The sequence below is a fragment of the Pararobbsia silviterrae genome, assembly GCF_003628125.1.
GTDB classification, from domain to species: Bacteria; Pseudomonadota; Gammaproteobacteria; order Burkholderiales; family Burkholderiaceae; genus Pararobbsia; species Pararobbsia silviterrae.
In genome coordinates this window covers 1-25,584 of sequence record NZ_RBZU01000017.1, presented here as the reverse complement: position 1 = coordinate 25,584, position 25,584 = coordinate 1, and the positions used below count along the sequence as shown (strand labels likewise).

Here is a 25,584-nt window from a genome sequence, read left to right as displayed (position 1 = left end):
ACAGATTATGTGGATTCGAACTCTGACAGCGGTCACGTGTGCCGCGGTGGGCTTGAGCGCCTGTGCGCCGGGTCCTTGGCTCGACAAATCACGGTTGCAGGATGACCTCGACGCGAAGCAGTCGACCGAGACGTACCCGGTCCAGGTCATCACGGCCGACGTCATCATGAAGCAGGTCGCCCAGGTGCGCGCCGAACAGGCGAGCAGCCTGCCGAGCGACCTCAGCAAATGGGACTACAAGATCGGTCCCGACGACATCATCGGCGTGACGGTCTACGACCATCCGGAACTCTCGACGACCTCGCCGACGGCGGCGCCCGAGTCGAACGCGGGCGCGCCGCCGCTGCCGCAGGTCGCGGGCGCGGCGCCGAGCGATCAGGCCGGCCATCGCGTCGGCTCCGACGGCACCATCTTCTTTCCGACGCTCGGCCGCGTGAAGCTCGCGGGGCTCACGATCGAACAGGCGCGCGAGACGTTCGCGAAGCTGCTCGCGAAGAACGTCCGCGATCCGCAGGTCGATATCCGCGTGATCGCGTACCGGAGCCAGCGCATCCAGATGACGGGCGAGGTCAAGAGCCCGGGCACGATGGCCGTCACCGACGTGCCGTTGACGCTCATCGACGCGATCACGCGCGCGGGCGGCGAAACGCCCGCCGCCGATATGTCGCGCGTGCATCTGACGCGCCACGGCGAGACCATCGAGATCGACGCGCAGTCGATTCTCGAACACGGACGCATGCGCGAGAACGTGCTGCTCGAAGCGGGCGACGTCGTCAACGTGCCGGATCGCAGCGATGCGCGGATCTTCGCGTTCGGCGAAGTCGGTCACCCGCAGATGGTGCCGATTCCGCGCGCGGGGCTCACGCTCGCCGATGCGCTCGCGGCGGTCCAAAGCATCGATCCGAAGGGGGCCGATCCGCGGCAGATCTACGTGATTCGCGGCGCGGCCGACAACCCGCAGAAGCCGGTCGTGTTCCGCCTCGATATGACGCAGGTCGACGCCTTGTTGCTGCAGACCCAATTCGCGCTGCATCCGCTCGACGTGCTCTATGTCGGAACGTCGGGCGCGGTGCGGTTCAACCGGGTCCTCGACCAGATCACGCCGGCGCTCTCGACCCTGTTCTATACGAAGGCGCTCGTCGATCCGAACAACTATTGACGAGACGGGCCCGCGCGTTGCGCGGGCTCCTCGCCGGCGGTGCGCGCGGGGTGAAACGCGTCCGGTACCGGATCGCGCGGGAGGCGCAGCCGCAGTCGATGCAGAGGTGAATAGAGTGAACAGGCCTTATCTTCTTCCGGCGCCGCCGGAGAACGTGTCGCCCCAGATGGCACAGATGCCGCCGATGTCGGTCCAGTACGCCAACGCGCGCGATGCCGACGACGAGTTCGTGCTCGGCGATTTGATCGCGATTCTGCGGCGCCAGATCGTCTGGATTCTCGCGATCGCGACAGTGCTGACACTGCTCGCGTCCGTCTACGCGTATCTGCAGCCGCCCGTCTATTCGGCGAATGCGCTGCTGCAGGTCGAGCCGACCGAACAGACGGTCGTGGGACAGGGCACGTCGCCGGCGACCGCGCAGCTCTCGACGGCGTCGCAGATGGAATTGCTCAAGAGCCGCTCGCTGGTCGAGGGACTCGTCGCGCAATTCCATCTCGACTTCGGCGCCTGGCCCAACGTCTGTCCGGTGCTCGGCAAGATCGCGAACAAGCTCTGGCACGGGCAGGGTCTCGCGCGTCCCTGGCTCGGGCTCGGCAAATATGCGTGGGGCGGCGAGCAGATCAAGCTCGGATCGATCGACGTGCCGCGCGGGCTCGAAGAAGTCCATCTCCAGCTCAAGGCGCTGCCCGACGGCCGCTATGAACTGTCGGGGCCCGGCGAACAGGTGCTGCTCGACGGCACGGTCGGCGAACTCGAACACGGCAGCGGCGTATCGATCCTCGTCACGACGCTCGTCGCGCGGCCGGGTACGACGTTCACGGTGGTCAAGTCCAACGAGCTCAACGCGGTCGAGGGGCTGTCCAACAGCCTGCGCGTCAGCGAGCGCGGCAAGGACAGCGGCGTCGTCGAGATCGCGCTCGACGGCGGCGATCCGCAGATGCTCGCCGACATCCTGAATGCCGTGAGCGCGGCCTTCGTCTCGCAGCATCTCGCGCGCAAGCAGGAAGAGGCGAGCCGCATGCTGACCTTCCTGAACGCCGAGTTGCCGAAGTTCAAGCAAGACCTCGAGACCGCCGAGAGCGCGCTCGCCGAATATCGCGCGAAGGCCGGCTCGATGCAGCCGACGGCCGAGTCGTCGACCTATCTGACCAACGGCATCGAATACGAGCGGCAGATCGCGAATCTGCGTCTGCAGCGCGCGCAGTATCTGACGCGTTTCACCGAGCAATCGGATGTGGTCCGCGCGATCGACTCGCAGATCTCGATGCTCGAAGCCGAGAAGAACAAGTTCGATCAGCGTTTCAACGGCATGCCGGCCGACCAGCAGCAGGCGGCTGCGCTCGAGCGCAACGCGAAGGTCGCCGAAGAGGTCTACGTGCAGCTCATGAACAAGGCGCAGGAGCTCTCGGTCAATCGCGCGGGCACGATCGGCAACGTCCACGTCGTCGACGAAGCGATGCGCCCCTCGACGCCGATCAAACCCAAGCGTTCGATGATCATCGCCGGCGCCGCGATCTTCGGGCTGATCCTAGGCAGCGCGTTTGCGTTCGTCAAACAGACGTTTCTCAGCGGCGTCGACGATCCCGATCAGGTCGAACGCACGCTGCATCTGCCGATCTTCGGGTCGATCACCTATAGCGTCGAACAGGCGCGCTTCGACGGCGAGGGCGCGCTCGAACGCACGCCGCCGCGCGCCTTGCTCGGCGGCGGTACGCCGCCGTCGAAGAGCCGCGGCCTCGTCGTGCGTTCCGCCGACGAGCGCACGCGCGACGGCGTCGGCTTGCCGCTGCTCGCGCGTCAGTTCCCGCACGACATGACGATCGAGAGCATCCGCAACTTCCGCACGGCGCTGCAGTTCGGCATGGCCGACGCGTCCAACAAGGTCGTCGCGCTGACCGGGCCCGCGCCCGCGGTCGGCAAGAGTTTTCTCGCGGTCAACCTCGCGGTGCTCATGGCCGAGGCCGGCAAGCGCGTGCTGCTCATCGACGCCGATCTGCGCCGCGGCCATCTCGGCGACTATTTCGGCCGGCGCGGCGGTGTCGGGCTCTCCGAAGTGCTGTCGGGCCAGATGGACCCGGTCGAGGTGCTCGTGACGACCGGCATGCAGAACCTGCACTTCATCGGCAGCGGCGCGCATCCGCCGAATCCATCCGAGCTTCTGATGACGCCGCGCTTGCGCCAGTGCCTCGAGGAACTCGAGACGCGTTACGACGTGGTGCTCGTCGATACGCCGCCCGTGCTCGCGGTCACGGACTCGGCGCTCATCGCGCACGTCGCGGGCACGACGGTCATGGTGCTGCGCTCGGGCGCGCATACCGAACGCGAGATTGCCGAGTCGCTCAAGCGGCTCGACCGCGCGGGCGCGCGCGTGCTCGGCGGCGTGTTCAATGCGGTGCCGTCGAATCGTCAGGGCCGGCATGGTTATGAATACGAGTACGCGTACTCGTACCAATACGGGTCGGGGCCGGGTTGATGCGCGCCATGAGCGAGATGGGTTTCGGACCCGGCGAGCCTCACCGCGCGAGCGCCTGGCCGACGGGCGCGCCGCGCGCCGAGCAAGGCGAGGCGGCGCCGACCCGCGATGCGGCGGGACGTGCGCCCAAGCGCGGACTGGCCGCGCTCGCCGCGCAGCCGTGGTTTCCGGGCGCGGCCGTGTTCGGTCTCACGCTCGCGTTGATCGTCGCGCATCAGGGCCATCTGCTCCAGTACCTCTATCCGGTCATCGCGATCGTGGCGGCCGTCGTGCTCTACTTCCGGCACCCCGTCCACTGGCTCGCGTTCGTGTTCTGGGTGACGTTTCTGACGCCCGGCGTGCGCCGCTTCGCGGACTTCTTCAACGGCGTGTTCAATCCGGTCAGTCCGATCATGGTCGTGCCGATGGCCACGACGGCGCTCGCGGGCATCGGCGTCATTCGCTATCACCGGGTCTTCGCGCAGCGCCGCGCGATGCCGCTGCTGCTCGCGCTCTGCGGCGTGCTCTACGGATTCTGCATCGGGGTTGTGCGCGTGGGCCCGATGCCGGCGATCTTCGGTCTCGTGAACTGGTGCTCGCCGATTTTCGTCGGCTTTCATTTGCTGATTCACTGGCGCCGCTATGGCGAGTTTCGTTCGGTGCTGCGGCTCACGTTCCGCTATGGCGCGCTCGTCATGGGGCTCTACGGGGTGTTCGAATTCGTCACGATGCCGCCGTGGGACGCGTTCTGGCTGATCGGCTCGCAGATGCACTCCGAGGGCGATCCCTTGCCGTTCAGCGTGCGCGTGGCGAGCACGATGAATTCGAGCGGGCCGTTCGCGGTCGCCGCGATGGTGTGCACGTTGATGATGCTCGCCGACGGCGGGCGCATACGCGCGGTCGCCTCGTGCGCGATCGTGCTGGCCCTGATGTTTTCGTCCGTGCGAACGGCGTGGGGCGGACTCGTTCTGGGCCTCGTGTTTCCGCTCTCGGCGCTCAGCATGCGGATGCGCATGAGGCTCATCGGCAGCGGCGTCGTGCTCGCGATGCTTGCCGTGCCGCTGCTCTCGATCGACAAGTTCTCGGAGCCCGTCATGAAGCGCTTGCAGTCGATGGGCAATCTGAGTCAGGACCAGAGCTTTGCCGATCGAAGCCGCTTCTACGCGGAATTCCTCGATACCGCGTTGACCGATATCGCCGGGCAGGGGCTCGGTTCGACGGGCGCGGCGACCAAGCTCGATTCGAGTTCGTCGGCGGGCTCGCTCGCGGTCTTCGACAGCGGTCTCATGGAGATTCCGTTCGTGCTCGGCTGGCCCGGCACGTTCCTGTTTTGCGGCGGCATCTTCACGCTGCTCGGGCGCGGGTTCTTGAGCGCGATGTCGATCCGCAAGGACCGCTTCGCGGCGTCGGCCGTCGGCATTTCGCTTTCCTTGCTCGTGATGCTCCTCTCGTCGAACATGCTGACGGCGGGCAACGGCAACTATTTCTATATCGCCGTCATGCTGCCCGTGATCGGGCGCCGCGCGATTCGTCACGGCCTCGCGCCTCAGGCGGAGCGTCTATGAGAATCGCCATCGTCACGCATGTCTTCGTTCGCAACGACGGTCAGGGCCGCGTGAATTCCGAGGTCGCGCGCGCCGCGCTCGACGCGGGCTACACCCTCACGCTGATCGGTTCGCGCATCGACGAATCGCTGCGGACCCATCCGCGCGTGCGCTGGATCGAGATCCCCGAAGGACGGCTGCCCGGACGCCTGCTTCGCTATCAGAGCTTCGCGTGGCGCGCGGGACGCTGGCTCGCGCGTCATCGCCACGAGTTCGACCTCGTGCACGTCAACGGCTTCACGGCGTGGACACGCGCCGACGTCAATTCCGTGCACTTCGTGCATCGCGGCTTCTTGCATTGCGGCTTCTATCCGTTCCGCATGGGGCGATCCGCGCGCGACACGTATCAGGTCGTCTTCAACACGCTCAACGCGTGGCTCGAACGCTGGGCGTTTCGCCGTTCGCGCGTCATCGTGCCGGTCTCGCACAAAGTCGCCGACGAAGTCGTCGCGCACGGCATCGATCCCGCATCGGTCCATGTGATCCACAACGGCGTCGATATCGACGAATTCAAGCCGGGACCGTCCGAGCGCGCGAGCTTCGGCCTGCCGGGCGACGATGCGGCCGATGCGAGCGCGCGTCCGATCCTGATGCTGTTCGCGGGCGATATCCAGGTTTCGCGCAAGAACCTCGACACCGTGCTGCTCGCGCTCGCGCGTCTACCCGCGCACGTGCATCTCGCGATCGCCGCGCGGCTCGAAAACGGCAATCCCTACGCGGCGCGCGTCGCCGAAGCCGGCCTCGACGCGCGCGTGCATTTTCTCGGCCTGGTCAACCGGATGCCGGCGCTTATGCGTTCGGTCGACCTGTTCGTGTTTCCTTCGCGCTACGAGGCGATGAGCCTCGTGATGCTCGAAGCGTTGTCGTCGGGCCTGCCCGTGATCACGGCCAGGACCGCGGGTGGGGCCGAAGTCATCGATGCCGCGTGCGGCGTCGTGCTTGACGACCCCAACGATGTGGACGGCCTGACCGGCGCGATCGCACGCGTGGTCGCGGAACCCGCGCGTTTGCGCGGCATGGGGCACGCCGCGCGCGAGCGCGCGCTGAGCCTCGGCTGGCCGTCGATGTGCGAGCGATACCTCGCGCTTTACCGGCGCCTGTTCGCTTCGCCTGCCTATCAGACGCCGCCCGGCACGACCGACGCGGCGCATCGGAATACGGGGTCCATCTCATGAATGCGCAACGCATCTCGGCACTGCAACTCGGGCTGCACTGGTTTCCCGAGCGACCGGGCGGTCTCGACCGGATTTATCAGAACCTCATCGAGGCGCTGCCCGATGCGGGCGTCGATGTGCGCGGTCTCGTCGCGGGTAGCGACGCGGTCGCGCGTGAGTCGAACGGCGTCGTGCGCGCTTTCGCGCGGCCCGATCGGCCGCTCGTCGAACGTCTGCGTGCGGCGCGCCGCGCCGTGCGCGCCATGCTCGGCGAGTGGTCGCCCGATGTCGTCGTATCGCACTTCGCGCTCTATAGCGCGCCGTCGCTCGACCTGTATCGGGACCGCCCGCTCGTCTCGCACTTTCAGGGACCCTGGTCCGACGAGACCGGACTCGAACGCCGCGCGACCGGCGTGCACCTCGGCGGGATGACGAAGGCGCTCATCGAGCGCGCCGTCTATCGTCGCTCGACGCGCATCATCGTGCTGTCGAGTGCGTTTCGCGACGTGCTCGAATCGCGTTTCGGCGTGCCCGGCGAGGTGATTCGCGTGATCCCCGGCTGTGTCGACGTACCGCGCTTCGCGATCAGTACGTCGCGCGAGGTGGCGTGCGAGACGCTCGGATTGCCCGCCGACCGGCCGATCGTCGTGACCGTGCGCCGGCTTGCGCGGCGCATGGGGATCGAGGACCTGATCGACAGCTTCCGGCAGGTCAGGCATACCGTGCCCGACGCGTTGCTCGTGATTGTGGGCGGCGGCGTGCTCAAGGATGAACTCGCGGCGCGGGTCGCACAGCATGGCCTTGAGAATCACGTGCGTCTGCTCGGCCGTATCGAGGACGACGTGCTGCCGCTCGTGTATCGCGCGGCCGATCTGTCGATCGTACCGACCGTCGCGCTCGAAGGCTTCGGGCTCACGACCGTCGAATCGCTCGCGGCCGGCACGCCGGTGCTCGTGACGCCGGTCGGCGGCTTGCCCGAGGCCGTGTCGGGGTTGTCGCAGGATCTCGTGCTGCCGAACTTCGGCGCGAACGCGCTGGCGGCCGGCATCGTCGATGCGTTGCGCGGACATTTGCGGTTGCCGTCGGCCGATGCGTGCCATGCCTATGCGCGCACGGGTTTCGATGTCCCCGTGAAAGCCGCGCGCACGGCGAAGGTCTATCAGGAAGCGGTGCGCGTGTTCGGCGAACAGCATTCGGCGCGCCGCGGCGGCCGGCGTTCCCGCGACGCGGCGATGATGCGTCGCGACGCGTGAATGCATGAGCGCGTGAGTGTATGAGCGACGCGGGAGGGGCCGCATGCCTCGCTTCCGTCGTTCATGCCGTGGGTGTGCGACAGACAGCACGCCGGTGCGCGCATTCGTGGAGACCTTCGCGAATCGGGCTCGGCGCGGATCAAAAAGGATCCAGCATTTAGCCCGCGTTACGCGCGGCGCCGGCTGTTCGCTGAGCAGGCGCGCTCGCGGCGTCGGTTCGTCGCGTCGCGGTGGTCGCGCCCGTCGTCGTCAGACGCCGGCGCAGGCTCATGACCGGCGCTTCGAGAAAGCGCCACGAGAGCGCGGCCGCCGTCGCCGACAGCGCGAAATCGAGCGCCACGCCGAACGTTTCGATGAGGGCCGGCTCGACGTGCACGCCTGCGTACATCGCGAGTGCGGGGCCGAGCGGGTTCGGAATGAAGTTGTGCATCAGATAGAAGCCGTAGCTGATGGTGCCGAAGTACGCGAGCGGCGGCAGATCGAGTATCGCGACGACACGGCTGGCCTGATTGTGAACGACCCACAGCACGACGGCCGCGACCGAGCCCGTCAGCGCGAGATCGAATCCGGCGTTCGGGCCCGGATAGTCGGAGCCCAGCCATTGCGCGCTTGCCGCGAAGAACACGATGCCCGCGACGCCGAGCGCGAGCGTGAGCGGTCCGCCGAACACGCGCTGCACGGCGCGGCGCGAACGCGGCATCGCCGACGCCATGGCGCCGAGGCCGCCGATCGCGAGGATCGAGAAATTCCATGGCGACAGCACGTAGATCGTGATGTCGTCGACGTGTGCCGCGTACATCGACGCATGCGCGATGCCGCCCCCGACGATCGCCGCGACACAGACGAGCGGATGCAGACGCGACGGCGTCAACAGGAAGACGAACGGGGCGACGAGATAAAACTGTTGCTCGATCGCGAGCGACCAGAACACGCCGAACGGTCCGACCCAATGTCGCGTGACGAGACCGATCCACACGTTCGACGTGTACGTGAAGTGATACGCGAAACCGAGATCGGGACCCGCATGCCGGTAGAAGTGCTGCAGGACGAACAGCACGCAGAGCACGGCGTAATAGACGGGGAAGATCCGTAGCGCCCGCTTGGTGAAGAACACGCGCATCTGCGCGCGCGCGCCCGTGACGCCGTCCTCGATGCGGCGGCGCTGCCGATGCAGTTCGCCGATGATCAGGTAGCCGCTCAGGACGAAGAACATCCAGACGCCGAGGTCGGACAGATTGAACCCGTGAATGCGCGCCTTGTGGTCGAGAAACACCAGCATGACGGCCAACGCGCGGAGTCCGTTGAAGCCCTTGACGTGTGTCGATGACATCTGTGTTTCCATGACCGCGACCCCGGTAACGTCGCCGCGAGCGCGCGCCGAATGCATCGGTCTTAGCTCACCGCGTCGGGAATCGGCGCGCTGTCGAACAGGTCTTGCGCGTCGAGCATCTCCGGATGCGCGGCGCGTTCGAGCAGCATGCGGCGGCTCGCGAGCTTCTCGCCGACGAACGCCTTGAACGCGGTGCGGAACAGATGCGGCGCGAAGCGCTCGGCTTGCGCGCGGCAGGCCGCCGCGTCGATGCGCGTGAGCGGGTTCTCCTGCGCGAGCTCGAAGCGCTGGACCGCCGCGACGAGCGACGCGATCGATTGTTCTTCGAAGAAGACCCCCGTCGGCGAGAGCCCGTCCGCGCGGATCGTATCGAGCACGCCACCCTTGCCGAACGCGATGACCGGCGTGCCGCAGGCCTGCGCTTCGAGCGGCGCGATGCCGAAATCCTCTTCGGCGGCGAACACGAACGCACGCGCGCGCTGCATGTGATTGCGCAGCACGTCGAACGCCTGGTAACCGAGCAGCACGACGTTGGGCGCCTCGAGCGCGCGGATGCGCGCCATCTCGGGACCGTCGCCGATGACGACGAGCTTCTTGTCGGGCATCGCCGCGAACGCCTCGACGATGAGGTCGATGCGCTTGTACGGGACCATGCGCGATGCGGTCAGATAGAACGCTTCCTTGCTCGCCGACGGCGTGAAGCCGTCGGTATCGACGGGCGGCGGCAAGACCGTGGCGGTCCGGCGATAGATCTTCGCGATGCGCCGCGCGATGAAGTGCGAGTTGCAGAGGAAGAAATCGACGCCGTTGCTCGTGCGCGTGTCCCACGTCCGCATGTAGTGCAGGATCGCGCGCGCCAGTCCCGCCTTGAAGCCGCGTTCGAGCCGCGCTTCGTGCAGATATTGGTGCTGGAGATCCCAGGCATAGCGGATCGGCGAATGCACATAGCTGATGTGCATCTGATCGGGGCCCGTGATGACGCCTTTGGCCACGGCGTGCGAACTCGAAATGACGAGGTCGTACGCCGACAGGTCGAGTTGCTCGATCGCGAGCGGCATCAGGGGCAGGTAGCTGCGATAGTGCTTGCGCGCGAACGGCAGGCGTTGAATGAACGTCGTCTTCGCGCGCTTGCCGAGAATGAAGGCGCGGTCGTCGTCGAGGAAGTCGACGACGCTGAACAGGTCCGCATCGGGAAAACACGCGACGATCTGTTCGAGCACGCGTTCGGCGCCCGCATACGTGACCAGCCAGTCGTGAACGATTGCAACTTTCAAGGTCGACTCCCCGAGCGTGCGGCGACGCGCGGCTGCGCGGACCGATGCCAGGCATCCTCAAGCTTTGTATTTCGAGCAGGTACAGATACGCGTCGTCCGAGTCGCAGCATGTCGATCGCGTTTCGGTCGTCCGTCGTGTGACGGTGCGCGCGTGAGCCCGCGGGCTTGTGGATGAATGTCCTGACGCTGAACCGATGCTAGTCGCCGCGCCGCCCGACGTCGGTACGCAGCCGCACAGATTGTGTGCGAGGGATTTTGAATAATGGGTCATCCGTAGTCAGAACGATCATGCCGATGAGCTGGAACTTGCTCGCTGTACACGCCCGATGGCGATGTGCCTGGCCACGCGTGCGCACGATGCTCGTGGCCGCCGCGGCGTTCGGCGTGATGAGCGCCGATGGGGCCAGCACGTTGACGTACCGAACCTCGTGGATCGGCAATACGTACGGCGGCGCGGTCGACGCGCATGGACAGCACCAATGGGTGCAGAACGCGATCGAGGCCATCGCCGCGACGCCGGACGGCACCGTGCTCACGAATACGCCCTGGGACGAAGCCGGCGGCGAACTCGGCGCCTGGCGCGACGCGCATGTCACGTACGGCATGGCGACGCATGGGTGGGGCAACTCGGGCGGGGACGCGATCGCGGTCAACCGCCGCTATATCTACGCGGGCGCGTCGATCGACAACGAAGGCGGCGGCCTCGTCGGCCGCGGCGACTATCCCGACAAGGGGCGGTATTGGGTCGGCGTGTCGCGTCGCAAGATCGGCAATATCGCCGAAGGCGCGCCGTTTCCGGGCGGACGCGGGAACGTGGGGACCGCGGTGGCGCGCAGTTTTCTGATCGTCAACGAAGTCTCGGGCGGCGGCGATGCGGTCGTGCGCGGGCTCGCGGCGAGCGACGAGACGCTCTACGTCGCCGACATGTACACGAATCAGATTCGCACGTTCGACGCCGAGACGATGCAGGCCGGACCGAGCTGGGACGCCAATCGGCCGGGCGCGCTCGCACTCGCGCCCGACGGCACGCTCTGGGCGATCGTCGATGTGCCGCACGTGTCGGCGCCGACCACCGCCGGGGCTCCGGGTTCGGGCTCAAGCGTGCAGACGCGAACGGATGCGCAAACAGGCGCGCGTGCCGCGCAGCGTCCGCGACTCGAACACTTTTCGGTCACGGGGACCGTGCTTCGCGATGCCGTGCCGCTTCCCGACGATGCCGTCCCCGTCTCGATCGCATTCGACGCGAAGGGCCGCTTGCTCGTCGCCGATGACGGGCCGCGCCAGCAGGTGCTCATCTATGCGAAAGGCGCGGGCGGCTGGCAGGCGGACGGCGAGCTCGGCGAGGCGCGCGGCATCCTCGGCGGGACGCAGGGCCTGCCGGGTCCGCAGCGATTCAACGGCCTCACGAGCGTCGCGGCCGATGTGCGCGGGAACGTCTATGTCGCGATGAACGGGCGCGGGCCGCGCGCGATCGGCTTCGACAACGGCGGCGTCGGCGACGGCGCGGTGCTCGAGGGTTACGGACCCGACGGCAAGCGATTGTTCAGTCATCAGGGCCTGATGTTCGTCGACGGCGCCGATGTCGATCGCGGCGACGTCTCGGCCGACGGCAACACGCTCTCGGTGTTCACGGGGACCTGGCATGTCGAGCTCGACTTGTCGAAGACGTCGCCGGGTACCGAATGGCGCGCCGCCGGCTTCACGGCGGATCGTTTCAAGTATCCGGGCGATCCGCTTTATCACGTGCTGCGCAGCGAGCGCGGCATGCCGATGGTGCGTCGCATCGACGGCAAGCGCTTCGTGTTCTATACGGACATGTTTTCGCAGTACCTGAAGATTTACCGGTTCGACGCCGCGCACGACGGCGAGATCGCGATTCCGTCGGGCCTCGTGAGCGCGCGGCCGATCGCGTGGCCGCCCGAGCGTCCCGAACATAGCGGATGGATCTGGCGCGATACGAATGGCGACGGCACGGTCGCCGCGGGCGAAATCGCGCAGGCGGGCATGGAGACGTGGGTGAGCTGCTGGTACGTCGATGCGCGCGGAGACATCTGGGAGGGCCTCGGCGACCGCGGCGCATGGCGGTATCGCGTGCAAGGGCTCGATCGCGTGGGCAATCCGCGCTACGACTACGCGCATATGAACAGCTATGCGATACCGGCGCCGTTCACGCGCATTGCGCGCATCGTCTATGTGCCGGAGTCGGACACGATGTATCTCTCGGGCGCGAGCGCCGCGTATCCGTGGGACGAACATGACTGGAACGGCGCGGGGAAACTCATCGCGCGTTACGACCACTGGAGCACGCATCCGGTGCTTCGGTACACGATCCCCGTCGAAAACTGGGTGCCGAATACGTCGTCGATCGAGGGAATCGCGCAAGAAGGCGATTATGTGTTCGCTGTCGAACGCGTCGGCGGGGCGGTCCGGGTCTACGATGCGAACACAGGCTCGCCCGTGGGCGAACTGAAGCCGGGCCCCGAAGTCGGCGCACTGAGCGGCATGATCGACGTGCCGATGCCGGTGACCGCATACCGGCGCGCGAATGGCGAGTACCTCGTGTTCGTCGAAGAAGACAACATGGGCAAGGTCATCATGTATCGATGGACCCCCGGTCCGCACGCGTCGTAGTGCAGCGCGTGGAGATCGTCGGGGCAGCGCAACGCGCAGGCGGGGATGCACCGGAACCGACCGGTGCCGAAAGCGCCGAACAGGGAAAACGGGCGAGGGCATGGAAAGGGCGATTCTGAAGAACGTCGCGATCAATTTCGTGGGCCTCGTGCTCCCGACATTCATCTCGCTGGCGACCATCCCGACGTATATCCACCTGCTCGGCGTCGAGCGATACGGCTTTGTCGCGCTGATCTGGACGCTGATCGGCTATTTCGGCGTGCTCGACTTCGGCATGAGCATCGCGACCGAGAACCAGATCTCGAAAGCCTGCGCGAGCGGCGACACGGCGTTGCGCGCGCGATTATTCTGGAGCGCGTTCTGGCTCAATCTCGTGACGGGACTCTGCGGCTCGGTCGTCGTGCTGCTCAGCGGATGGATCTATGTACGGCTCGGCTATGCGACGACGCCGCTGCAGCACGAGATGATCGCGACCGTGCCGTGGCTCGCGCTCGCGGTGCCGATCAGCAATGTCTCGTGGGTGTTCGCGGGCGCGATCAACGGCGCCGAACGGTTCGGCGTGTTCAATACGAATCAGACGATCGGCACGTTCATCTTTCAGTTGCTGCCGATCGGCGCCGCGTTTGTGTTCGGCGCGACGCTGCCCGTCGTGATCGCCGCGGCGATCGCCGCGCGCCTGATCGCGGGCGCGATGCTCGGCGCGGCCGTGCTGCGCATCCTCGACGTGCGCCGCGTGCTGCCGCCCGACCGCAAACTCGTGCGCGAGCTTTTCGGCTATGGCGGCTGGGTCGTGCTCGGCAATGCGACGAGCGGGTTTGCCGATACGATGGACCGGACCCTCATCGGCTTCATCATGGGCGCGCGCTTCGTCACGTATTACGCGGTCCCGCAGAACCTCGTGACGAAACTGCAGATGCTGCAGATGGCCTTGCATCGGACGCTGTTTCCGCGCCTGTCGGCGCTGGAACGCGAGGGCGCCGATCGTGTCGCGCGCGACGGCCTGTCGTTCATGAACGCCGTACTGACGCCGCCTTGCGTGGTCGGCATCTTCGCGCTCGGGCCGTTTCTGCACCTCTGGGTCGGGCATGCCGTCGCGGTCGAGTCGCTGCCCGTCGGACGCATCCTGATCATCGCGGTCTGGTTTTTCGGTCAGTCGGCGCTTGCGCGCATCCTGCTGCAGGCTCAGGGGCATCCGATCGCGTCGACGCGCGTCTCGCTCATTACGCTGCCGGCGGTCGCAATCGCGCTCTGGATCGGTATCCACGCGTTCGGAATTCTCGGCGCGGCGTGGGTGATCGTCGCGCGCGCCGCGATCGAGAACATCGTGCTGTCGTGGCTCGCGCGCATTCGCGCGAGACAGACCGTCTTCGAAGCGCTCGCGCATCTGGGCCTGCTCGTCGTATCGCTCGCGCTCGCCGGTCCCTTGGCCAAGTCCTTCGGCATCGCGACGTCGCTCGGCGCGGGCGTCGTCGTGCTTCTCTGCAGCGCGACCTGGTCGTGGATGTCGTCGCCGGGCTTGCGCACGCTCGCGCGCATGATGCTCGCGCGGATCGTGCCGCACGCGAAGGCGCCGGAGACCGCGAAATGAGGATCCTGCATCTCGCGAATCATACGGACACGCTCGGTTCGGGCGCCGTCAACGCGATGATCGATCTCGCCTGCGCGCAGGCCGACGACGGCCATCACGTGACCGTCGCGTCGAGCGGCGGACACTATGAGGCGCTGCTCGCCGCGCATCGCGTCTCGCACGTACGGCTCGTGCAGCGCAAGAACGTCTTCGCGCTGCCCGCGATGCTCTCTCGATTCCGGCTCGTCGTGTCGCGCGAGCGGCCGCAGGTCGTTCACGCGCATATGCTGACGGGCGCGGTGCTCGCGCGTCTCGCCGCCGTGCGCGGCGAGTATGTCTTGATCGTCACGGTGCACGGCGAGTATCAGAAGTCGTCGCGCGCGATGGGCGACGGCGACCTGCTCGTCGCGCCGACGCTCACCGTCGCGCAGCCGCTGATCGCGCGCGGCATCCCCGCGGAACGCGTGCGCGTGATTCCGACCGGCACGGTCGGCAGTCTGCGCTACGAGGGCGCGCCCGAACCGGCCGCGCTCCAGCATCCGAACATCGTGAGCGTCGCGAAGGTCGTCGAGCGCAAGGGCGTGTTCGACGTGCTCCACGCCTTCGAGAAAGTGCTCGACAAGGTCCCCGATGCGCATTGGTATCTCGTCGGCGACGGCGCCGATCGCATGCGCATGATCGAGGCCGTGTCGGCACCCGCGTTCGCGGGCCGCGTGCATCTCGAAGGATTCGTGCGCGATCCGCGCAGCTATCTCGCGTCGGCCGATGTGTTCGTGTCGGGCGCGGTATCGGACACGTGGTCCGTCGTACTCAACGAGGCGCGCGAGGCCGGCTGCGCGATCGTCGCCGCGCGCGCGCCGGGCGCGATGGCCGCGCTTGACGAGGCGAACGCGGGCTGGCTCGTGCAGCCCGGCGACGCCACCGCGATGGCGCATGTCGTGACGACGCTGTTCGACGATCCCGCATTGCGCGAGGCGTGGGCGCAACGTGCGCGACAGGGCCTCGAACGGCTCAGCGTGGCGCGCATGCATGCCGCGTATCTGGAGATCTATCGCGAGTCGCTCGCGGCGCGCGCCGCGCATGCGAACGACGCGCGCTTCGAACCGAAGCGGCACCGGGAGCAGCTATGACAGATGCGGCGCGAGGTTCGCGGATCCTGTTCGTCGATCAGAGCGGCGAGCTCGGCGGGGCCGAGCTCGCGTTGCTGCCGCTTGCGATCCGGCATCGCGAACACGGCGCGGTCGTGCTGCTGCAGGACGGACCTTTTCGCGAGCGGCTCGAGGCCGCGGGCGTGACCGTGCATCTGCTCGTCGACGCGGGCGTCTCGCGCGTGCGCAAGACGGGTGGTCTGTCGGCGCTGCTGCGTGCGGCATTGCCGGTCTATCGACAGGTCAGGGCGCTGGCGCGCCTCGCGCGCGACTACGACGTGATGTTCGTCAACACGCAGAAGGCCTTCGTGCTCGGGACGCTGACGCGCGCGATCGTGCGCAGGCCCGTGGTCTGGTTTCTGCACGACATCATGAGCGCCGCGCATTTCGGTGCGCTCCAGCGTTACGTCGTGCGCGGGCTCGCGCGTTTTGCCGATGCGACGCTCGTGAACTCGCAGGCGGTCGCACAGGCGCTTGCCGATTTGACGGGGCGGCGCGATCGCGCCGTCGACGTGGTCTACAACGGCATCGATCCGTCGCAATTCGACGCCGCGCTGCATACCCAGCATCGCGCGATACGCGCGGCGCTCGGCGTGCCGACCGATGCGTGGTGCATCGGCCTGTTCAGCCGTCTCGCGCAGTGGAAGGGGCAGCATGTGCTGATCGACGCGGTGGCGCAGATGCTCGTCGACGAACACGATGCGCTTGAACGGCGTCACGTCGGCGGCGCGCGCGAGCGCGGTGCACCCGCCGCGCGTTCGACGCGTCATGTCGAAGTGCATGTCGTGTTCGTCGGCGCGCCGCTGTTCGGCGAGGATGCGTATGCGGCGCGCTTGCGCGAGCAGGTGGCGCGTCTCGGGCTCGAACCGCGGATTCACTTCGCGGGGTTTCAGCATGATGTCGCGGCCTGGATGGCCGCGATGGATGTCGTCGTGCATACCTCGACGGCGCCCGAGCCGTTCGGACGCGTCGTCGTCGAGGGCATGCTCGCGGGCAAGCCTGTCGTCGCCGCGCGGGCGGGCGGCGTCATGGAGATCGTCGAGCATGGCAAAACCGGACTGCTGACCGAGCCCGGAGACGCGCGCGCGCTCGCGAGCGCACTCGGCGCGCTGCGGCGCGATCCCGCTTATGCGGCCGAACTGGCCGAGGCCGGCCGCGAGACCGCGCGCCGGCAGTTCACCGAAGCGGCCTTCGTCGAACGCGTCGACGCCGCGCTTGCGCGCGTGGCCGATCGCATCGGCACCGGGCATCAGGCGGTGCCCGGACAGGTCTGAGTCGAGCGGGCGCTTGCTACGACGCGTCCTCGTCCGCTTGTTGCCCTGTCTTGTCAGGCGCGGACGTTTCGGCGGAGGCGGGCGGATGCAGCGCGTCGAGTTCGGCGTAGCGCGCTTCGCGGCGGCGTAATTCGGCGAGCATATTGCAGAAGAGCGCGCCTTGTTCGATCGCGTCGTCGAGCGCCACGTGCGTATGGGGATGTTCGTCGAACCATGCCGACGGAAGCCGGGGTTTGATCGACTTCCGGTAAGGCAGGCCCGTCATCGCGAACGCGAGCGTCTTGATGTCGAGCGCCGACCACGAGAACGGGCAGCGCTGTGCGAAACGCATCATGTACCAGAACATGTACGTGAAATCGAAGCCCGCCGGGTACGCGACGAAGACCGCTTTGCCGGGCAGCTTCTCAACCCATTCGACGTAGGCGGGCAAGGCGACTTCGGGCTGCTGGAGGTCGAGCCGGCATGCGGCCCATGCTTCGGGCTGCGTTTTCCACCACGCTTCCTGGATCGGATGCGCGGCCGCGCCGGGCAGGGTTTCGAGGTTCGCGCTGAAGGTGCCGATCAATTGCTTGTCGGCCGTATAGGCGGCCGACGCGAAGCTCAGCATCGAGTGCGGACCGGGGATCGGGCCGTCGGCCTCGACGTCCGTGCTGACGTAGATTTCGACGCTCATGCGTGCCCCCGCGCGAGTGCGGCGTCGCTGACGTAGGGGTTCGAGCGGCGCTCTGCGCCGAACGTCGACGTCGGCCCGTGGCCGGGCACGAACACGATGTCGTCGCCGAGCGGCCAGAGCTTGGTGCGGATGGCGTCGAGCAGATCCTGATGATTGCCGCGCGGAAAATCGGTGCGGCCGATCGAGCCTTTGAACAGCACGTCGCCGACCAGCGCGACGCGATGCGTGCGATCCACGAAGACGATATGGCCGGGCGTGTGGCCGGGACAATGAAAGACGTCGAGCGTTTGCGCGCCGAACGACACGGTGTCGCCGTCGGTGAGCCAGCGTGTCGGCTCGAATGCCTGCGCGGGCGGAAAGCCGAAGTCTCGGCTTTGCGAGGCGAGTTGGTCGAGCCAGAAGCGCTCGTCTTCGTGGGGGCCTTCGATCGGCACGCCGAACTTCGACGCGAGCGCCGTGGCGCCGCCGCAGTGATCGAGGTGGCCGTGCGTGAGCAGGATTTTTTCGAGCTGCGCGCCTTCGCGCGCGAGCGCGGCCTCGATGCGGTCGAGGTCACCGCCCGGGTCGACGACGGCGGCGCGCTGCGTCTGGTCGCAGACGAGCAGCGAACAGTTCTGCTGGAACGGCGTGACGGGAATGAGCGTGACTTTCATGAATGAGCGGGACGTGGCGCGGCCGAGCGCGCGACGTCGACACGCGTCGCGGGGCTGCGCGAAACACAAAGCGGCATTGTAGCGGGGGCGGCGCGGACGCATCGGACGGCAGACACATGGCGGGGCGCGCGGTGCGGGACGCTCGGTGTGCTGCCAAGGCAGGTTTGCCGCGGTTCCGTGAAGCGTTTACTGAGTCGACGCGTCCGTTTGAAATCGCGATCCGGAACTGCCATCGAATATGAAGCGGCCGGGTGCCGTTTCGGGCTCTCGATGCGAATCGAACACATCGCGCGCGACGGCGCCGCGCCCGCGTGGGCGGGCTTTCGCGGGATAGGGCGCGCCGTGTTCGGCGGCGTGTGCGGCATCGCAGGCGCGCGGCTTGCGCGACGATCGATGCGTGGGGCGCTTCCGTTTCAAGCAGCCGGATCAGAGGGTGAAACCGATGGTCGGGCGGGCCGGCGGATGAGGTCGACGCATGGGATGCGAATGCGATGGACGAAGGTGAGTGTACGAATCGGTTTTTTGGGCAGCGGAGCCCGGTTTTCAGAATTGGGTATAATGGCGCCTCGCTTGCACATATTTTAGGCAGGCAGCAGGGTTTGAACGGCTCGTATGAGTCGCGTGTTCGGACCTGCTTTCAAGTGCATTTCAATTGTTGCGTGGTCACGTCGAGCTTCAGATTTGACGGATTTTGCAATACCAAGCATCGCATCTGCGATGTAACACGTTTCGTCGGGGCGGCATTGCGCCGCATGTTCGCCAAAAGAACGCCTGACGGAGCCTAAAAGTTGCCGCATCTTCGACGGCCCCCCCAATGTCCGGGGTCGCGAAGTCCGTGTGTATGAGCCGCAGCGTGACGCGGCGTTCCGGGGCGGTGACGTATGGGTGTCTGGTGGTGCCGCTGGGGGAGTGGCTGCCAGACGTGGATTGAATTAGGCAAAGCTCGGCCGGAAGGCCGTCGACAACGACTGTCGGTGAATGCCAGAGAGGCACCTTGACGCACGGCGCAGGCCGGGCCGAGGTCATCGCTTTCGTACGCCTTTGAGCAGCCGTACCGGTGGATGCCGGTGTGCCTGCTCGCCTAACGTTGATTGACACGTCTATGAAGCTTCACTTCGAGCATCGGCATCAGGTGCGTCTGCGAACGCGGTTTGCACGCGTGGGAATCCGGATGCGCGCACGCGTGCTTGCCGTCGCCGGTTCGGTTGCACTGGTGGCTTGTGCGACGCCGCCCAATGGCGTCAGTACGTCCGATGCGATCCATACGAACCCCGCATCCGCCGTGGCGCACGCCGACGCGCCGAATGCGTTTGCGTCGGCCGCCGATGCGTTACCCGCGAGCCCCGATTTGTCGAGCAAGCTCGGCGGCAAGACGCTGACGGCCTCGATTCCCGATGTATCGACGTTTTCGCAGAAGGGCCGCGCGTCGTGGTACGGCGGTCACTTCAACGGTCGCAAGACCGCGAATGGCGAACGGTACGATATGAACGCGATGACCGCGGCGCATCGGACGCTGCCCATGTCGGCCTTTGTTCGGGTGACGAACGAGAGCAACGGCAAGTCGATCGTGGTCAAGATCAACGATCGAGGCCCGTTCCATCGTGGCCGGATCATCGATCTGTCGCGCGCGGCGGCGTTGGCGCTCGGCATGCAGCATAGCGGCACGTCGAACGTGAAGATTCAGGGGTTGTCGACGGCTGAAGCGACGGCCGCCCAGAGCGAATCGCTCGCCTCGGCGAATTAAGCGTCTTCGGACGTTCGCGGCGTCGGACATCGGTCCCGCCGCGTGCTGGACGCTCCCCCCTCGCATGACCGGTCACGATGGCGATACTTCGCCATCGTCGTCAGTCGGTTTTGATCCCTTCGCATTGGCGCGAAGGGATCAGATGCCCGGCCGCAATGGCCTCTTTCACATCGATTCCGTCATTTGTTGTGCGTCATCCGTCGCTTCTGAGCGTACGGGTCTGATGCCTGCTCAAACGCGCTCGCGACATGCCGAGTCGCGCTTCCGTCTCTTTCAGTCTTCTCTTTCGTCGCCCGCGTTGTCGTCCTCGTTCTTGAGTTCGAGCGCGCGCGCGTAGAGCACGTTGCGCGATGCGCCGGTCAGCGTGACCGCGAGTTTGACCGCGGCCTTGACGGGTAACGCGTCGAGCAGCGTCACGAGCAGCGTGTCGTGCAAGTGTGCGTCGTCGCCGTCGCGATCGGGCGCGCGTCCTTCGACGACGAGGACGAATTCGCCGCGTTGCCGATTGGGATCGGCTTCGAGAAAAGCTGGTCCTTCGGCCAAGGGGCACACATGCAGTGCTTCATGTAACTTCGTGAGTTCACGGGCGATGAGGATTTTGCGTTCGGCGCCGAGTCCTTGCGCGAGTGCGCGGACGGTGTCGACGACGCGATGCGGTGCTTCGTAGAACACGAGTGCGGGTTCGGATGACGCGAGCGCGCGGATCGCATCGTCGCGCTGACGCGCTTTGGTCGGCAGAAAGCCGATGAACGTGAAGGTCTGCGCCCATGCGCCCGCGACCGACAGGGCGGTCGTGACGGCGCTCGCTCCCGGCAATGGGATGACGGGCAGGTTCGCGGCGCGTACCGCGTCGACGAGGCGTGCGCCGGGGTCCGAGATGCCGGGCGTGCCGGCGTCGGAGACATAGGCGACGCGTTCGCCCGCGCGGAGATGCTCGATGACGCGGGCCGCGGCTTCGTGTTCGTTGTGTTCGTGAACCGCGAGCACGGGCTTGTCGATGTCGTAGCGCGTGAGCATGTGCTGTGTGTTGCGCGTGTCTTCGGCCGCGATGCGGTCGACGAGCGACAGCACGTAGAGCGCGCGCACGCCGATATCGGCGAGGTTGCCGATCGGGGTCGCGACGATGAAGAGGGCGGCCTCGGGATAGTGTTGCTGGCGGGCGAGATCGAACAGGTCGGGCACGGCATGGTCCTGAGAAAACGGCCGCGTCGCGGCGTTCGGCATTGTGCCATGTGAGCGGGAGGCGCCGAGCGCATCGTGAGCGATGACTGTGCCGAGGGGATGAAGGAGGCGCCGGCGTCGCGGCGGCCGAGATCGTCGCGGCGATTCGGCGAGGTGAGGGCTTGAAGGGCGAGAGGCGCGCGAGGTGTGTGAGGCGCAGGGAGAACACGGAGCGCGCCGTGCGAGACGTGCGAGATGTTCTGTAAGTGTGTGGCCGAAAGGGAGGCTGGACATGTCGATCGAAAGCGGGCGTCGCTATGAGGATGCTGCGTGCGCGCATCTCGAACGGCAGGGCCTCGCATGTATCGCGCGCAATGTCCGGTATCGCTTTGGCGAGATCGATCTCGTGATGCGCGATGCCGACGTGCTCGTTTTTGTGGAAGTGCGTGCGCGTGCGTGGGCCGCATTCGGCGGCGCGCTCGGTTCGATCGATGCGCGCAAGCAGCGACGCGTGCAACTGGCCGCACAGCGATTTTTGCTGCGATATCGAGCGCGCGTGCCGCGCTGTCGTTTCGACGTCGTGGCATTCGACGATGGACGTATCGACTGGATTCGCGATGCATTCGATGCGCAGCTTTAGCGGATGTCGACGCGGTGATGCGGAATCAGCGATGTTGAATCAGCGACATCGAATTGGCGATGTCGAAGAGGTGATATCAAATCGGCGCTGAGAAGGGACGATGTCGAACAGGCGAGGTCGAGGCGGCTGCCGTTGACGCGCGCATCGATGCTGATCTTGGGTGTTGAGCGGAACCCGTTGGCGTTCTGGCCATCGAATGCAGCATTGAGTGCGGTACACTCGCAACTTCTTCTTGCATCGGTCTGCGACGGCTTCTGGAACGGCTGATTGACGTTTGTCGAGCGTGTTCGATGGGGGCGTGCGACGCGACGATGCGAGGCGAGACGGATGATTCGGCGCTGCGTGCTGCGCTGGAAATGGGTAAATCGATGTCGATTGAACGAATACAGCAGCACTTCCAGGACAGCGTGGCGCTCAAGCTCGAAGCTGTCCAGACACTTGCGGTGCCGATTGCCGCGGCGATCGATGCGATGTTCGGCGCGTTGGCGAATAACGGCAAAGTGCTTGCGTGCGGCAATGGCGGATCGGCGGCCGATGCGCAGCGTTTCGCGGCCGCGTTGATCCATCGTCTCGAACGAGAGCGACCGAGTCTGGGTGCGATTGCGTTGACGACGGATACGTCGATCCTGACCGCGATCGGCGACGACGAGCAGTTTGAAGAGATCTTTGCGCGGCAGGTGCGTGGCCTGGGGCAACCGGGTGACGTGCTGCTTGCGATCACGACGTCGGGCAATTCGGCGAATGTGATTGCTGCGATTCGCGAGGCGCATGAGCGCGAGATGATCGTGGTGGCGCTGACCGGCGGCGGTGGCGGCAAGATCAATGAAGAACTGTACGATACGGACATTCATATCAGTGTGCCGTCGGACCGGACGGTGCGGATTCAGGAAGTCCACCTGTTGACGCTGCATTGCTTGAGCGACGGCATCGATGCGATGCTGCTCGGCGACGAATGACCTTCCGCATGACTGCTTACTGTTGAGGAGATCGATCCGATGATCGCAACACGCTTGACCAAAGCGCTCTGTGCGGCTGCGCTGACTGCCAGCCTGTGTGTCATGTTGGAGGGGTGTCCGCTTGTCGTCGTTGGGGCGGCGGGTGGTGGTGCGTTGATGGCGACCGATCGCCGTTCGGTGGGTGCGCAGACTGAGGATCGCGAGATTCAGGCGAAGACGCAGTCGATGTTCATCGGTGATATGCCTGATGAGGCGCATATGGACGTGACGGTGTTCAATCGTCGCGTGTTGTTGACGGGTGAGGTGCCGACGCCCGAGGCGAAGGCGAAGGCCGAGGCGATCACGCGGACGATCGACAACGTGCAGGGGATCATCAACGAGCTGACGGTCGGGCCGCCGAGTTCGTTCACGGCGCGTTCGAATGACGCGTATATCACGAGCAAGGTCAAGGCTGCGTTGTTCACAGAGAAGGATCTCGGGTCGAACTTCTTCAAGGTGGTGACCGAGGGTGGGCGCGTGTATTTGATGGGGCTTGTGACGCCGACGGAAGGTGATCGGGGTGCGGATGCCGCGAGTCGCGTGACGGGGGTGGTGCAGGTTGTGAAGGTGTTCCAGTACATCACGCCGGAGGAGGCGCAGCGCTTGTCGTTGGGTACGCCGCCGTCGCCGGATGGCGCGAGTGGCGCGTCGGGCGCGAATGCGCCGGCTCCGGTGCAGGCTGCGCCGGCGCCTGAGCCGGATGCGGGCGTGACGACGGGTGCGGTGCCGGACGGCAATGTGCAGTCGCAATCGATCGATCAGAAGCAGGCGCCGGCGCCTGTGATGAATTCGTCGCCGGTGCAGCCGGGCAATCCGAACAAGACGCAGTGAAGGGGCGTGTTGGGGTGAGCGTGCGAGTTGTCGCTACGATTCTCGGCGCGATGAGGGTGCGCGTATGTGGCGGTCGTTTTGCGGGTCCGTTGGCGTCGGCATTGGTGTGCTGCGGCGTGCTCCTCGGCGTGGTGGGGAGCGACGCGGCGTTCGCTGCGCCGACGGTCGATGTCGCGAATGCGAAGGCGATCTACAAGGCGAACGCGTGCGCGAGTTGCCACCAGGCGGATCGGAAATTGGTCGGACCGGCTTACCGGGACATTGCGACGAAATACCGGAATGATGCGGGCGCGCAGGCGCACCTTGAAAAGGTCGTACGAGGCGGCGGGTCGGGCGTGTGGGGCGCGATTCCGATGCCTTCGCACCCGGCGATGAGCGACGGCGACATCCGGACGGTCGTGAGCTGGATTCTTGCGGGTGCGCCCGATAAATAAATCGCTGCTGAATTGACCTACTTGCGGTGGGGCCGGAAATCCGGCTAGAATTTGCGTTCGTTGGGGGGGTAGCTCAGCTGGGAGAGCGTCGCGTTCGCAATGCGAAGGTCGGGAGTTCGATCCTCCTCCTCTCCACCATCACGTGTTCCAGGCAGTTCCACGGTATTCCCGAAACCCCGCGTCCCGTAAGGCTCGCGGGGTTTTTGTTTCCACTCCGGGATCATGGTTTCCGTTGACAGCCCGGGGCCTTTCGGCGCAGCTTTGGGGGCATAAGGCCAGATTTTCCGCCTCGGCAGAATTTGTGCCCCCATGCAACGGGAGGTGTCCCATGCCTCTTACCGATCTGGAAGTTCGCCGCGCCGCGCCACGCGAAAAGACGTATCGGGTGTCAGTGCCGACTTACGCGGCGCGCTGCGACCGAACAAGCATACCCACTTCGCCTCGATTACGGATCCTGAGAAGGTCGGCGAGATGCTGCGCGCCTTTGATGGCTTCTCCGGGACACTGGTCGTGCGCGCGGCGCTGCAACTCGCGCCGTTACTGTTCGTGCGACCCGGCGAGTTGAGGCAGGCCGAGTGGGCCCAGATTGATCTTGAGCGGCGCGAATGGCGCTATACCGTCTCCAAGACGAAGACCGAGCATCTGGTACCCCTGGCTACGCAGGCGGTGGATATCCTGAAGGAACTGCAGGCGCTGACGGGAAAATGGCGTTACGTCTTTACAGGTCGCGATCGCAGAAAGCCCATGAGCGGTGCGGCGATCAACGCTGCGCTACAACGGCTAGGCTTCGACACGAAAACCGAGATCACCGGCCACGGATTCCGGGCCATGGCTCGGACCATCCTGCACGAGCGACTTCGGTTTCCGGCGGAAGTCATCGAGCACCAACTGGCCCATCGAGTGCCCGACTCCCTCGGCAGCGCCTATAACCGGACGCGATTCATCGACGACCGGGTCGCGATGATGCAGGCTTGGGCCGATTACCTGGATCGACTGAAATCCGGGGCGGAGGTCGGACCCATCCGGCCGCGCGGACTTTGACGGGAAAGCCCTGACATGTCGAGGTTCCAGTCGACGCTGAGTCCAACTCTTCCTTCATGGACAGACAGGGTCACGGCACGCCCGTTAAAAGTAGATGTCGTGCAATCGGCGAGCCCAAGGTAAATGTCTGCGCGGGTCTATCGATCTTTTTTGTCGCTACGCATCGACCACATCGCTCACGCGACGTTCTCACGTCATTTGGTTGCGTTTGGGCGTGTTCTGGTGACGTCCATCGCGCTGTTCTGTTTGCATCGCTGTCGTGTTCATAGGTCTTCTATATCGGGTCTGATTTGGAAGCCGAACGTATCTTGGATACCCGTCGAGCTGGGTTTGTTGTTTTCGCGCTCCGTTTTTGCCTGACGTGCCAGACTGGTTTGCTGAACAGCTGCGTGCTTTGCCGACGGGTTGCGGGAAGTATTCGTGCGACCGCCAACCCCGGGTGTGCCATCCAGTCGACGACCGGTTCCGCGGAGTGTGTCAGAGATTTTGTGTTCGAGGCATAACATGTACCAAAAGGAGCATGTATGCCACGCAAACCGAAATCGGGGTCCGAGATCCCAAGCGAG

At 65.8% G+C, this 25,584-nt stretch carries 20 protein-coding genes, 1 tRNA gene and 1 pseudogene; 16 read left to right on the top strand and 6 right to left on the bottom strand.

The features are described 5' to 3' along the window. The first annotated feature begins 7 nt into the window (after window positions 1-7). The 5 genes from D7S86_RS26080 (at window position 8) to D7S86_RS26060 (ending at window position 7,622) form a co-directional block, all read left to right on the top strand. Window positions 8-1,159 (top strand): polysaccharide biosynthesis/export family protein, encoded by a 1,152-nt coding sequence (locus D7S86_RS26080; RefSeq protein WP_121090906.1) that lies wholly within the window; start codon window positions 8-10, stop codon window positions 1,157-1,159. A gap of 166 nt (window positions 1,160-1,325) precedes the next feature. Further along, entirely contained in the window at window positions 1,326-3,632 is a 2,307-nt protein-coding gene (locus tag D7S86_RS26075) for a polysaccharide biosynthesis tyrosine autokinase (RefSeq protein ID WP_158602093.1), read from the top strand. Between the two features lie 8 nt (window positions 3,633-3,640). After that, the gene (locus tag D7S86_RS26070; RefSeq protein ID WP_147432480.1) at window positions 3,641-5,176 is read left to right on the top strand and encodes a glucose-6-phosphate isomerase; all 1,536 of its coding nucleotides are present in this window, start codon (window positions 3,641-3,643) and stop codon (window positions 5,174-5,176) included. Next, window positions 5,173-6,390 (top strand): glycosyltransferase family 4 protein, encoded by a 1,218-nt coding sequence (locus D7S86_RS26065; RefSeq protein ID WP_121090900.1) that lies wholly within the window; start codon window positions 5,173-5,175, stop codon window positions 6,388-6,390. Before D7S86_RS26070 ends, D7S86_RS26065 begins: the two co-directional genes overlap by 4 nt. After that, on the top strand, window positions 6,387-7,622 hold the full coding sequence (locus tag D7S86_RS26060) for a glycosyltransferase family 4 protein (RefSeq protein WP_121090899.1): 1,236 nt from the start codon (window positions 6,387-6,389) through the stop codon (window positions 7,620-7,622). Before D7S86_RS26065 ends, D7S86_RS26060 begins: the two co-directional genes overlap by 4 nt. 157 nt (window positions 7,623-7,779) lie before the next feature. Here D7S86_RS26060 and D7S86_RS26055 read toward each other — a convergent pair whose 3' ends face one another. Then, window positions 7,780-8,952, bottom strand: coding sequence for an acyltransferase family protein (locus D7S86_RS26055; protein WP_158602092.1), 1,173 nt, complete (start codon window positions 8,950-8,952; stop codon window positions 7,780-7,782). Between the two features lie 62 nt (window positions 8,953-9,014). Further along, the gene (locus D7S86_RS26050; RefSeq protein WP_121090895.1) at window positions 9,015-10,226 is read right to left on the bottom strand and encodes a glycosyltransferase family 4 protein; all 1,212 of its coding nucleotides are present in this window, start codon (window positions 10,224-10,226) and stop codon (window positions 9,015-9,017) included. Window positions 10,227-10,520: 294 nt separating this feature from the next. On the opposite strand from D7S86_RS26050, the gene D7S86_RS26045 reads away from it, so the two are divergent. The 4 genes from D7S86_RS26045 (at window position 10,521) to D7S86_RS26030 (ending at window position 16,846) form a co-directional block, all read left to right on the top strand. Next, window positions 10,521-12,857, top strand: coding sequence for an NHL repeat-containing protein (locus tag D7S86_RS26045; RefSeq protein ID WP_147432479.1), 2,337 nt, complete (start codon window positions 10,521-10,523; stop codon window positions 12,855-12,857). A gap of 100 nt (window positions 12,858-12,957) precedes the next feature. After that, window positions 12,958-14,445: a flippase gene (locus D7S86_RS26040; protein ID WP_121090892.1), complete on the top strand. Its 1,488-nt coding sequence runs from the start codon at window positions 12,958-12,960 to the stop codon at window positions 14,443-14,445. Then, a complete protein-coding gene (locus tag D7S86_RS26035) occupies window positions 14,442-15,554 on the top strand; it encodes a glycosyltransferase family 4 protein (protein ID WP_121090890.1) in 1,113 nt (370 codons plus the stop codon). The genes D7S86_RS26040 and D7S86_RS26035 overlap by 4 nt, the downstream gene beginning before the upstream one ends. Continuing rightward, on the top strand, window positions 15,551-16,846 hold the full coding sequence (locus D7S86_RS26030) for a glycosyltransferase (RefSeq protein ID WP_121090888.1): 1,296 nt from the start codon (window positions 15,551-15,553) through the stop codon (window positions 16,844-16,846). Before D7S86_RS26035 ends, D7S86_RS26030 begins: the two co-directional genes overlap by 4 nt. 16 nt (window positions 16,847-16,862) lie before the next feature. Here D7S86_RS26030 and D7S86_RS26025 read toward each other — a convergent pair whose 3' ends face one another. Continuing rightward, window positions 16,863-17,519: a 3'-5' exonuclease family protein gene (locus tag D7S86_RS26025; RefSeq protein WP_121090886.1), complete on the bottom strand. Its 657-nt coding sequence runs from the start codon at window positions 17,517-17,519 to the stop codon at window positions 16,863-16,865. Further along, the gene (locus tag D7S86_RS26020; protein WP_121090884.1) at window positions 17,516-18,172 is read right to left on the bottom strand and encodes an MBL fold metallo-hydrolase; all 657 of its coding nucleotides are present in this window, start codon (window positions 18,170-18,172) and stop codon (window positions 17,516-17,518) included. Before D7S86_RS26020 ends, D7S86_RS26025 begins: the two co-directional genes overlap by 4 nt. 1,159 nt (window positions 18,173-19,331) lie before the next feature. Between D7S86_RS26020 and D7S86_RS26010 the strand changes: the two genes are divergently transcribed. Continuing rightward, entirely contained in the window at window positions 19,332-19,916 is a 585-nt protein-coding gene (locus D7S86_RS26010; protein WP_420813308.1) for a septal ring lytic transglycosylase RlpA family protein, read from the top strand. 273 nt (window positions 19,917-20,189) lie between these two features. On the opposite strand, the gene rsmI is transcribed toward D7S86_RS26010, so the two are convergent. Further along, the gene (gene rsmI, locus D7S86_RS26005) at window positions 20,190-21,098 is read right to left on the bottom strand and encodes a 16S rRNA (cytidine(1402)-2'-O)-methyltransferase (protein ID WP_121091020.1); all 909 of its coding nucleotides are present in this window, start codon (window positions 21,096-21,098) and stop codon (window positions 20,190-20,192) included. A gap of 271 nt (window positions 21,099-21,369) precedes the next feature. On the opposite strand from rsmI, the gene D7S86_RS26000 reads away from it, so the two are divergent. Beyond that, a complete protein-coding gene (locus D7S86_RS26000) occupies window positions 21,370-21,717 on the top strand; it encodes a YraN family protein (protein WP_121090881.1) in 348 nt (115 codons plus the stop codon). Here the strand turns inward: D7S86_RS26000 and D7S86_RS29300 are convergent. Continuing rightward, a complete protein-coding gene (locus D7S86_RS29300; protein ID WP_147432478.1) occupies window positions 21,714-22,112 on the bottom strand; it encodes a hypothetical protein in 399 nt (132 codons plus the stop codon). The genes D7S86_RS26000 and D7S86_RS29300 overlap by 4 nt on opposite strands. On the opposite strand from D7S86_RS29300, the gene D7S86_RS25995 reads away from it, so the two are divergent. From D7S86_RS25995 to D7S86_RS25975, 5 genes and pseudogenes are all read left to right on the top strand, one after another. Further along, window positions 22,086-22,673: a phosphoheptose isomerase gene (locus D7S86_RS25995; protein WP_121091018.1), complete on the top strand. Its 588-nt coding sequence runs from the start codon at window positions 22,086-22,088 to the stop codon at window positions 22,671-22,673. The two genes, D7S86_RS29300 and D7S86_RS25995, sit on opposite strands and share 27 nt — an antisense overlap. A gap of 39 nt (window positions 22,674-22,712) precedes the next feature. Further along, window positions 22,713-23,543, top strand: a complete 831-nt coding sequence (locus D7S86_RS25990) for a BON domain-containing protein (RefSeq protein ID WP_121090879.1) — start codon at window positions 22,713-22,715, stop codon at window positions 23,541-23,543. 50 nt (window positions 23,544-23,593) lie between these two features. Further along, window positions 23,594-23,977, top strand: a complete 384-nt coding sequence (locus D7S86_RS25985; protein WP_121090877.1) for a c-type cytochrome — start codon at window positions 23,594-23,596, stop codon at window positions 23,975-23,977. Window positions 23,978-24,039: 62 nt separating this feature from the next. After that, a tRNA-Ala gene (locus D7S86_RS25980) sits at window positions 24,040-24,115 on the top strand. Between the two features lie 285 nt (window positions 24,116-24,400). Further along, a pseudogene (locus D7S86_RS25975) lies at window positions 24,401-25,018 on the top strand (tyrosine-type recombinase/integrase); the annotation flags it as partial. Window positions 25,019-25,584: the final 566 nt, after the last annotated feature.

What these genes read in the sequence shown, in the direction of transcription:
- D7S86_RS26080 (WP_121090906.1), top strand. Translation starts at nt 8, where the DNA reads ATGTGGATTCGAACTCTGACAGCGGTCACGTGTGCCGCGGTGGGCTTG.
- D7S86_RS26075 (WP_158602093.1), top strand. Translation starts at nt 1,326, where the DNA reads ATGGCACAGATGCCGCCGATGTCGGTCCAGTACGCCAACGCGCGCGAT.
- D7S86_RS26070 (WP_147432480.1), top strand. Translation starts at nt 3,641, where the DNA reads ATGAGCGAGATGGGTTTCGGACCCGGCGAGCCTCACCGCGCGAGCGCC.
- D7S86_RS26065 (WP_121090900.1), top strand. Translation starts at nt 5,173, where the DNA reads ATGAGAATCGCCATCGTCACGCATGTCTTCGTTCGCAACGACGGTCAG.
- D7S86_RS26060 (WP_121090899.1), top strand. Translation starts at nt 6,387, where the DNA reads ATGAATGCGCAACGCATCTCGGCACTGCAACTCGGGCTGCACTGGTTT.
- D7S86_RS26055 (WP_158602092.1), bottom strand. Translation starts at nt 8,952, where the DNA reads ATGTCATCGACACACGTCAAGGGCTTCAACGGACTCCGCGCGTTGGCC.
- D7S86_RS26045 (WP_147432479.1), top strand. Translation starts at nt 10,521, where the DNA reads ATGAGCTGGAACTTGCTCGCTGTACACGCCCGATGGCGATGTGCCTGG.
- D7S86_RS26040 (WP_121090892.1), top strand. Translation starts at nt 12,958, where the DNA reads ATGGAAAGGGCGATTCTGAAGAACGTCGCGATCAATTTCGTGGGCCTC.
- D7S86_RS26035 (WP_121090890.1), top strand. Translation starts at nt 14,442, where the DNA reads ATGAGGATCCTGCATCTCGCGAATCATACGGACACGCTCGGTTCGGGC.
- D7S86_RS26030 (WP_121090888.1), top strand. Translation starts at nt 15,551, where the DNA reads ATGACAGATGCGGCGCGAGGTTCGCGGATCCTGTTCGTCGATCAGAGC.
- D7S86_RS26025 (WP_121090886.1), bottom strand. Translation starts at nt 17,519, where the DNA reads ATGAGCGTCGAAATCTACGTCAGCACGGACGTCGAGGCCGACGGCCCG.
- D7S86_RS26020 (WP_121090884.1), bottom strand. Translation starts at nt 18,172, where the DNA reads ATGAAAGTCACGCTCATTCCCGTCACGCCGTTCCAGCAGAACTGTTCG.
- D7S86_RS26000 (WP_121090881.1), top strand. Translation starts at nt 21,370, where the DNA reads ATGTCGATCGAAAGCGGGCGTCGCTATGAGGATGCTGCGTGCGCGCAT.
- D7S86_RS25995 (WP_121091018.1), top strand. Translation starts at nt 22,086, where the DNA reads ATGTCGATTGAACGAATACAGCAGCACTTCCAGGACAGCGTGGCGCTC.
- D7S86_RS25990 (WP_121090879.1), top strand. Translation starts at nt 22,713, where the DNA reads ATGATCGCAACACGCTTGACCAAAGCGCTCTGTGCGGCTGCGCTGACT.
- D7S86_RS25985 (WP_121090877.1), top strand. Translation starts at nt 23,594, where the DNA reads ATGAGGGTGCGCGTATGTGGCGGTCGTTTTGCGGGTCCGTTGGCGTCG.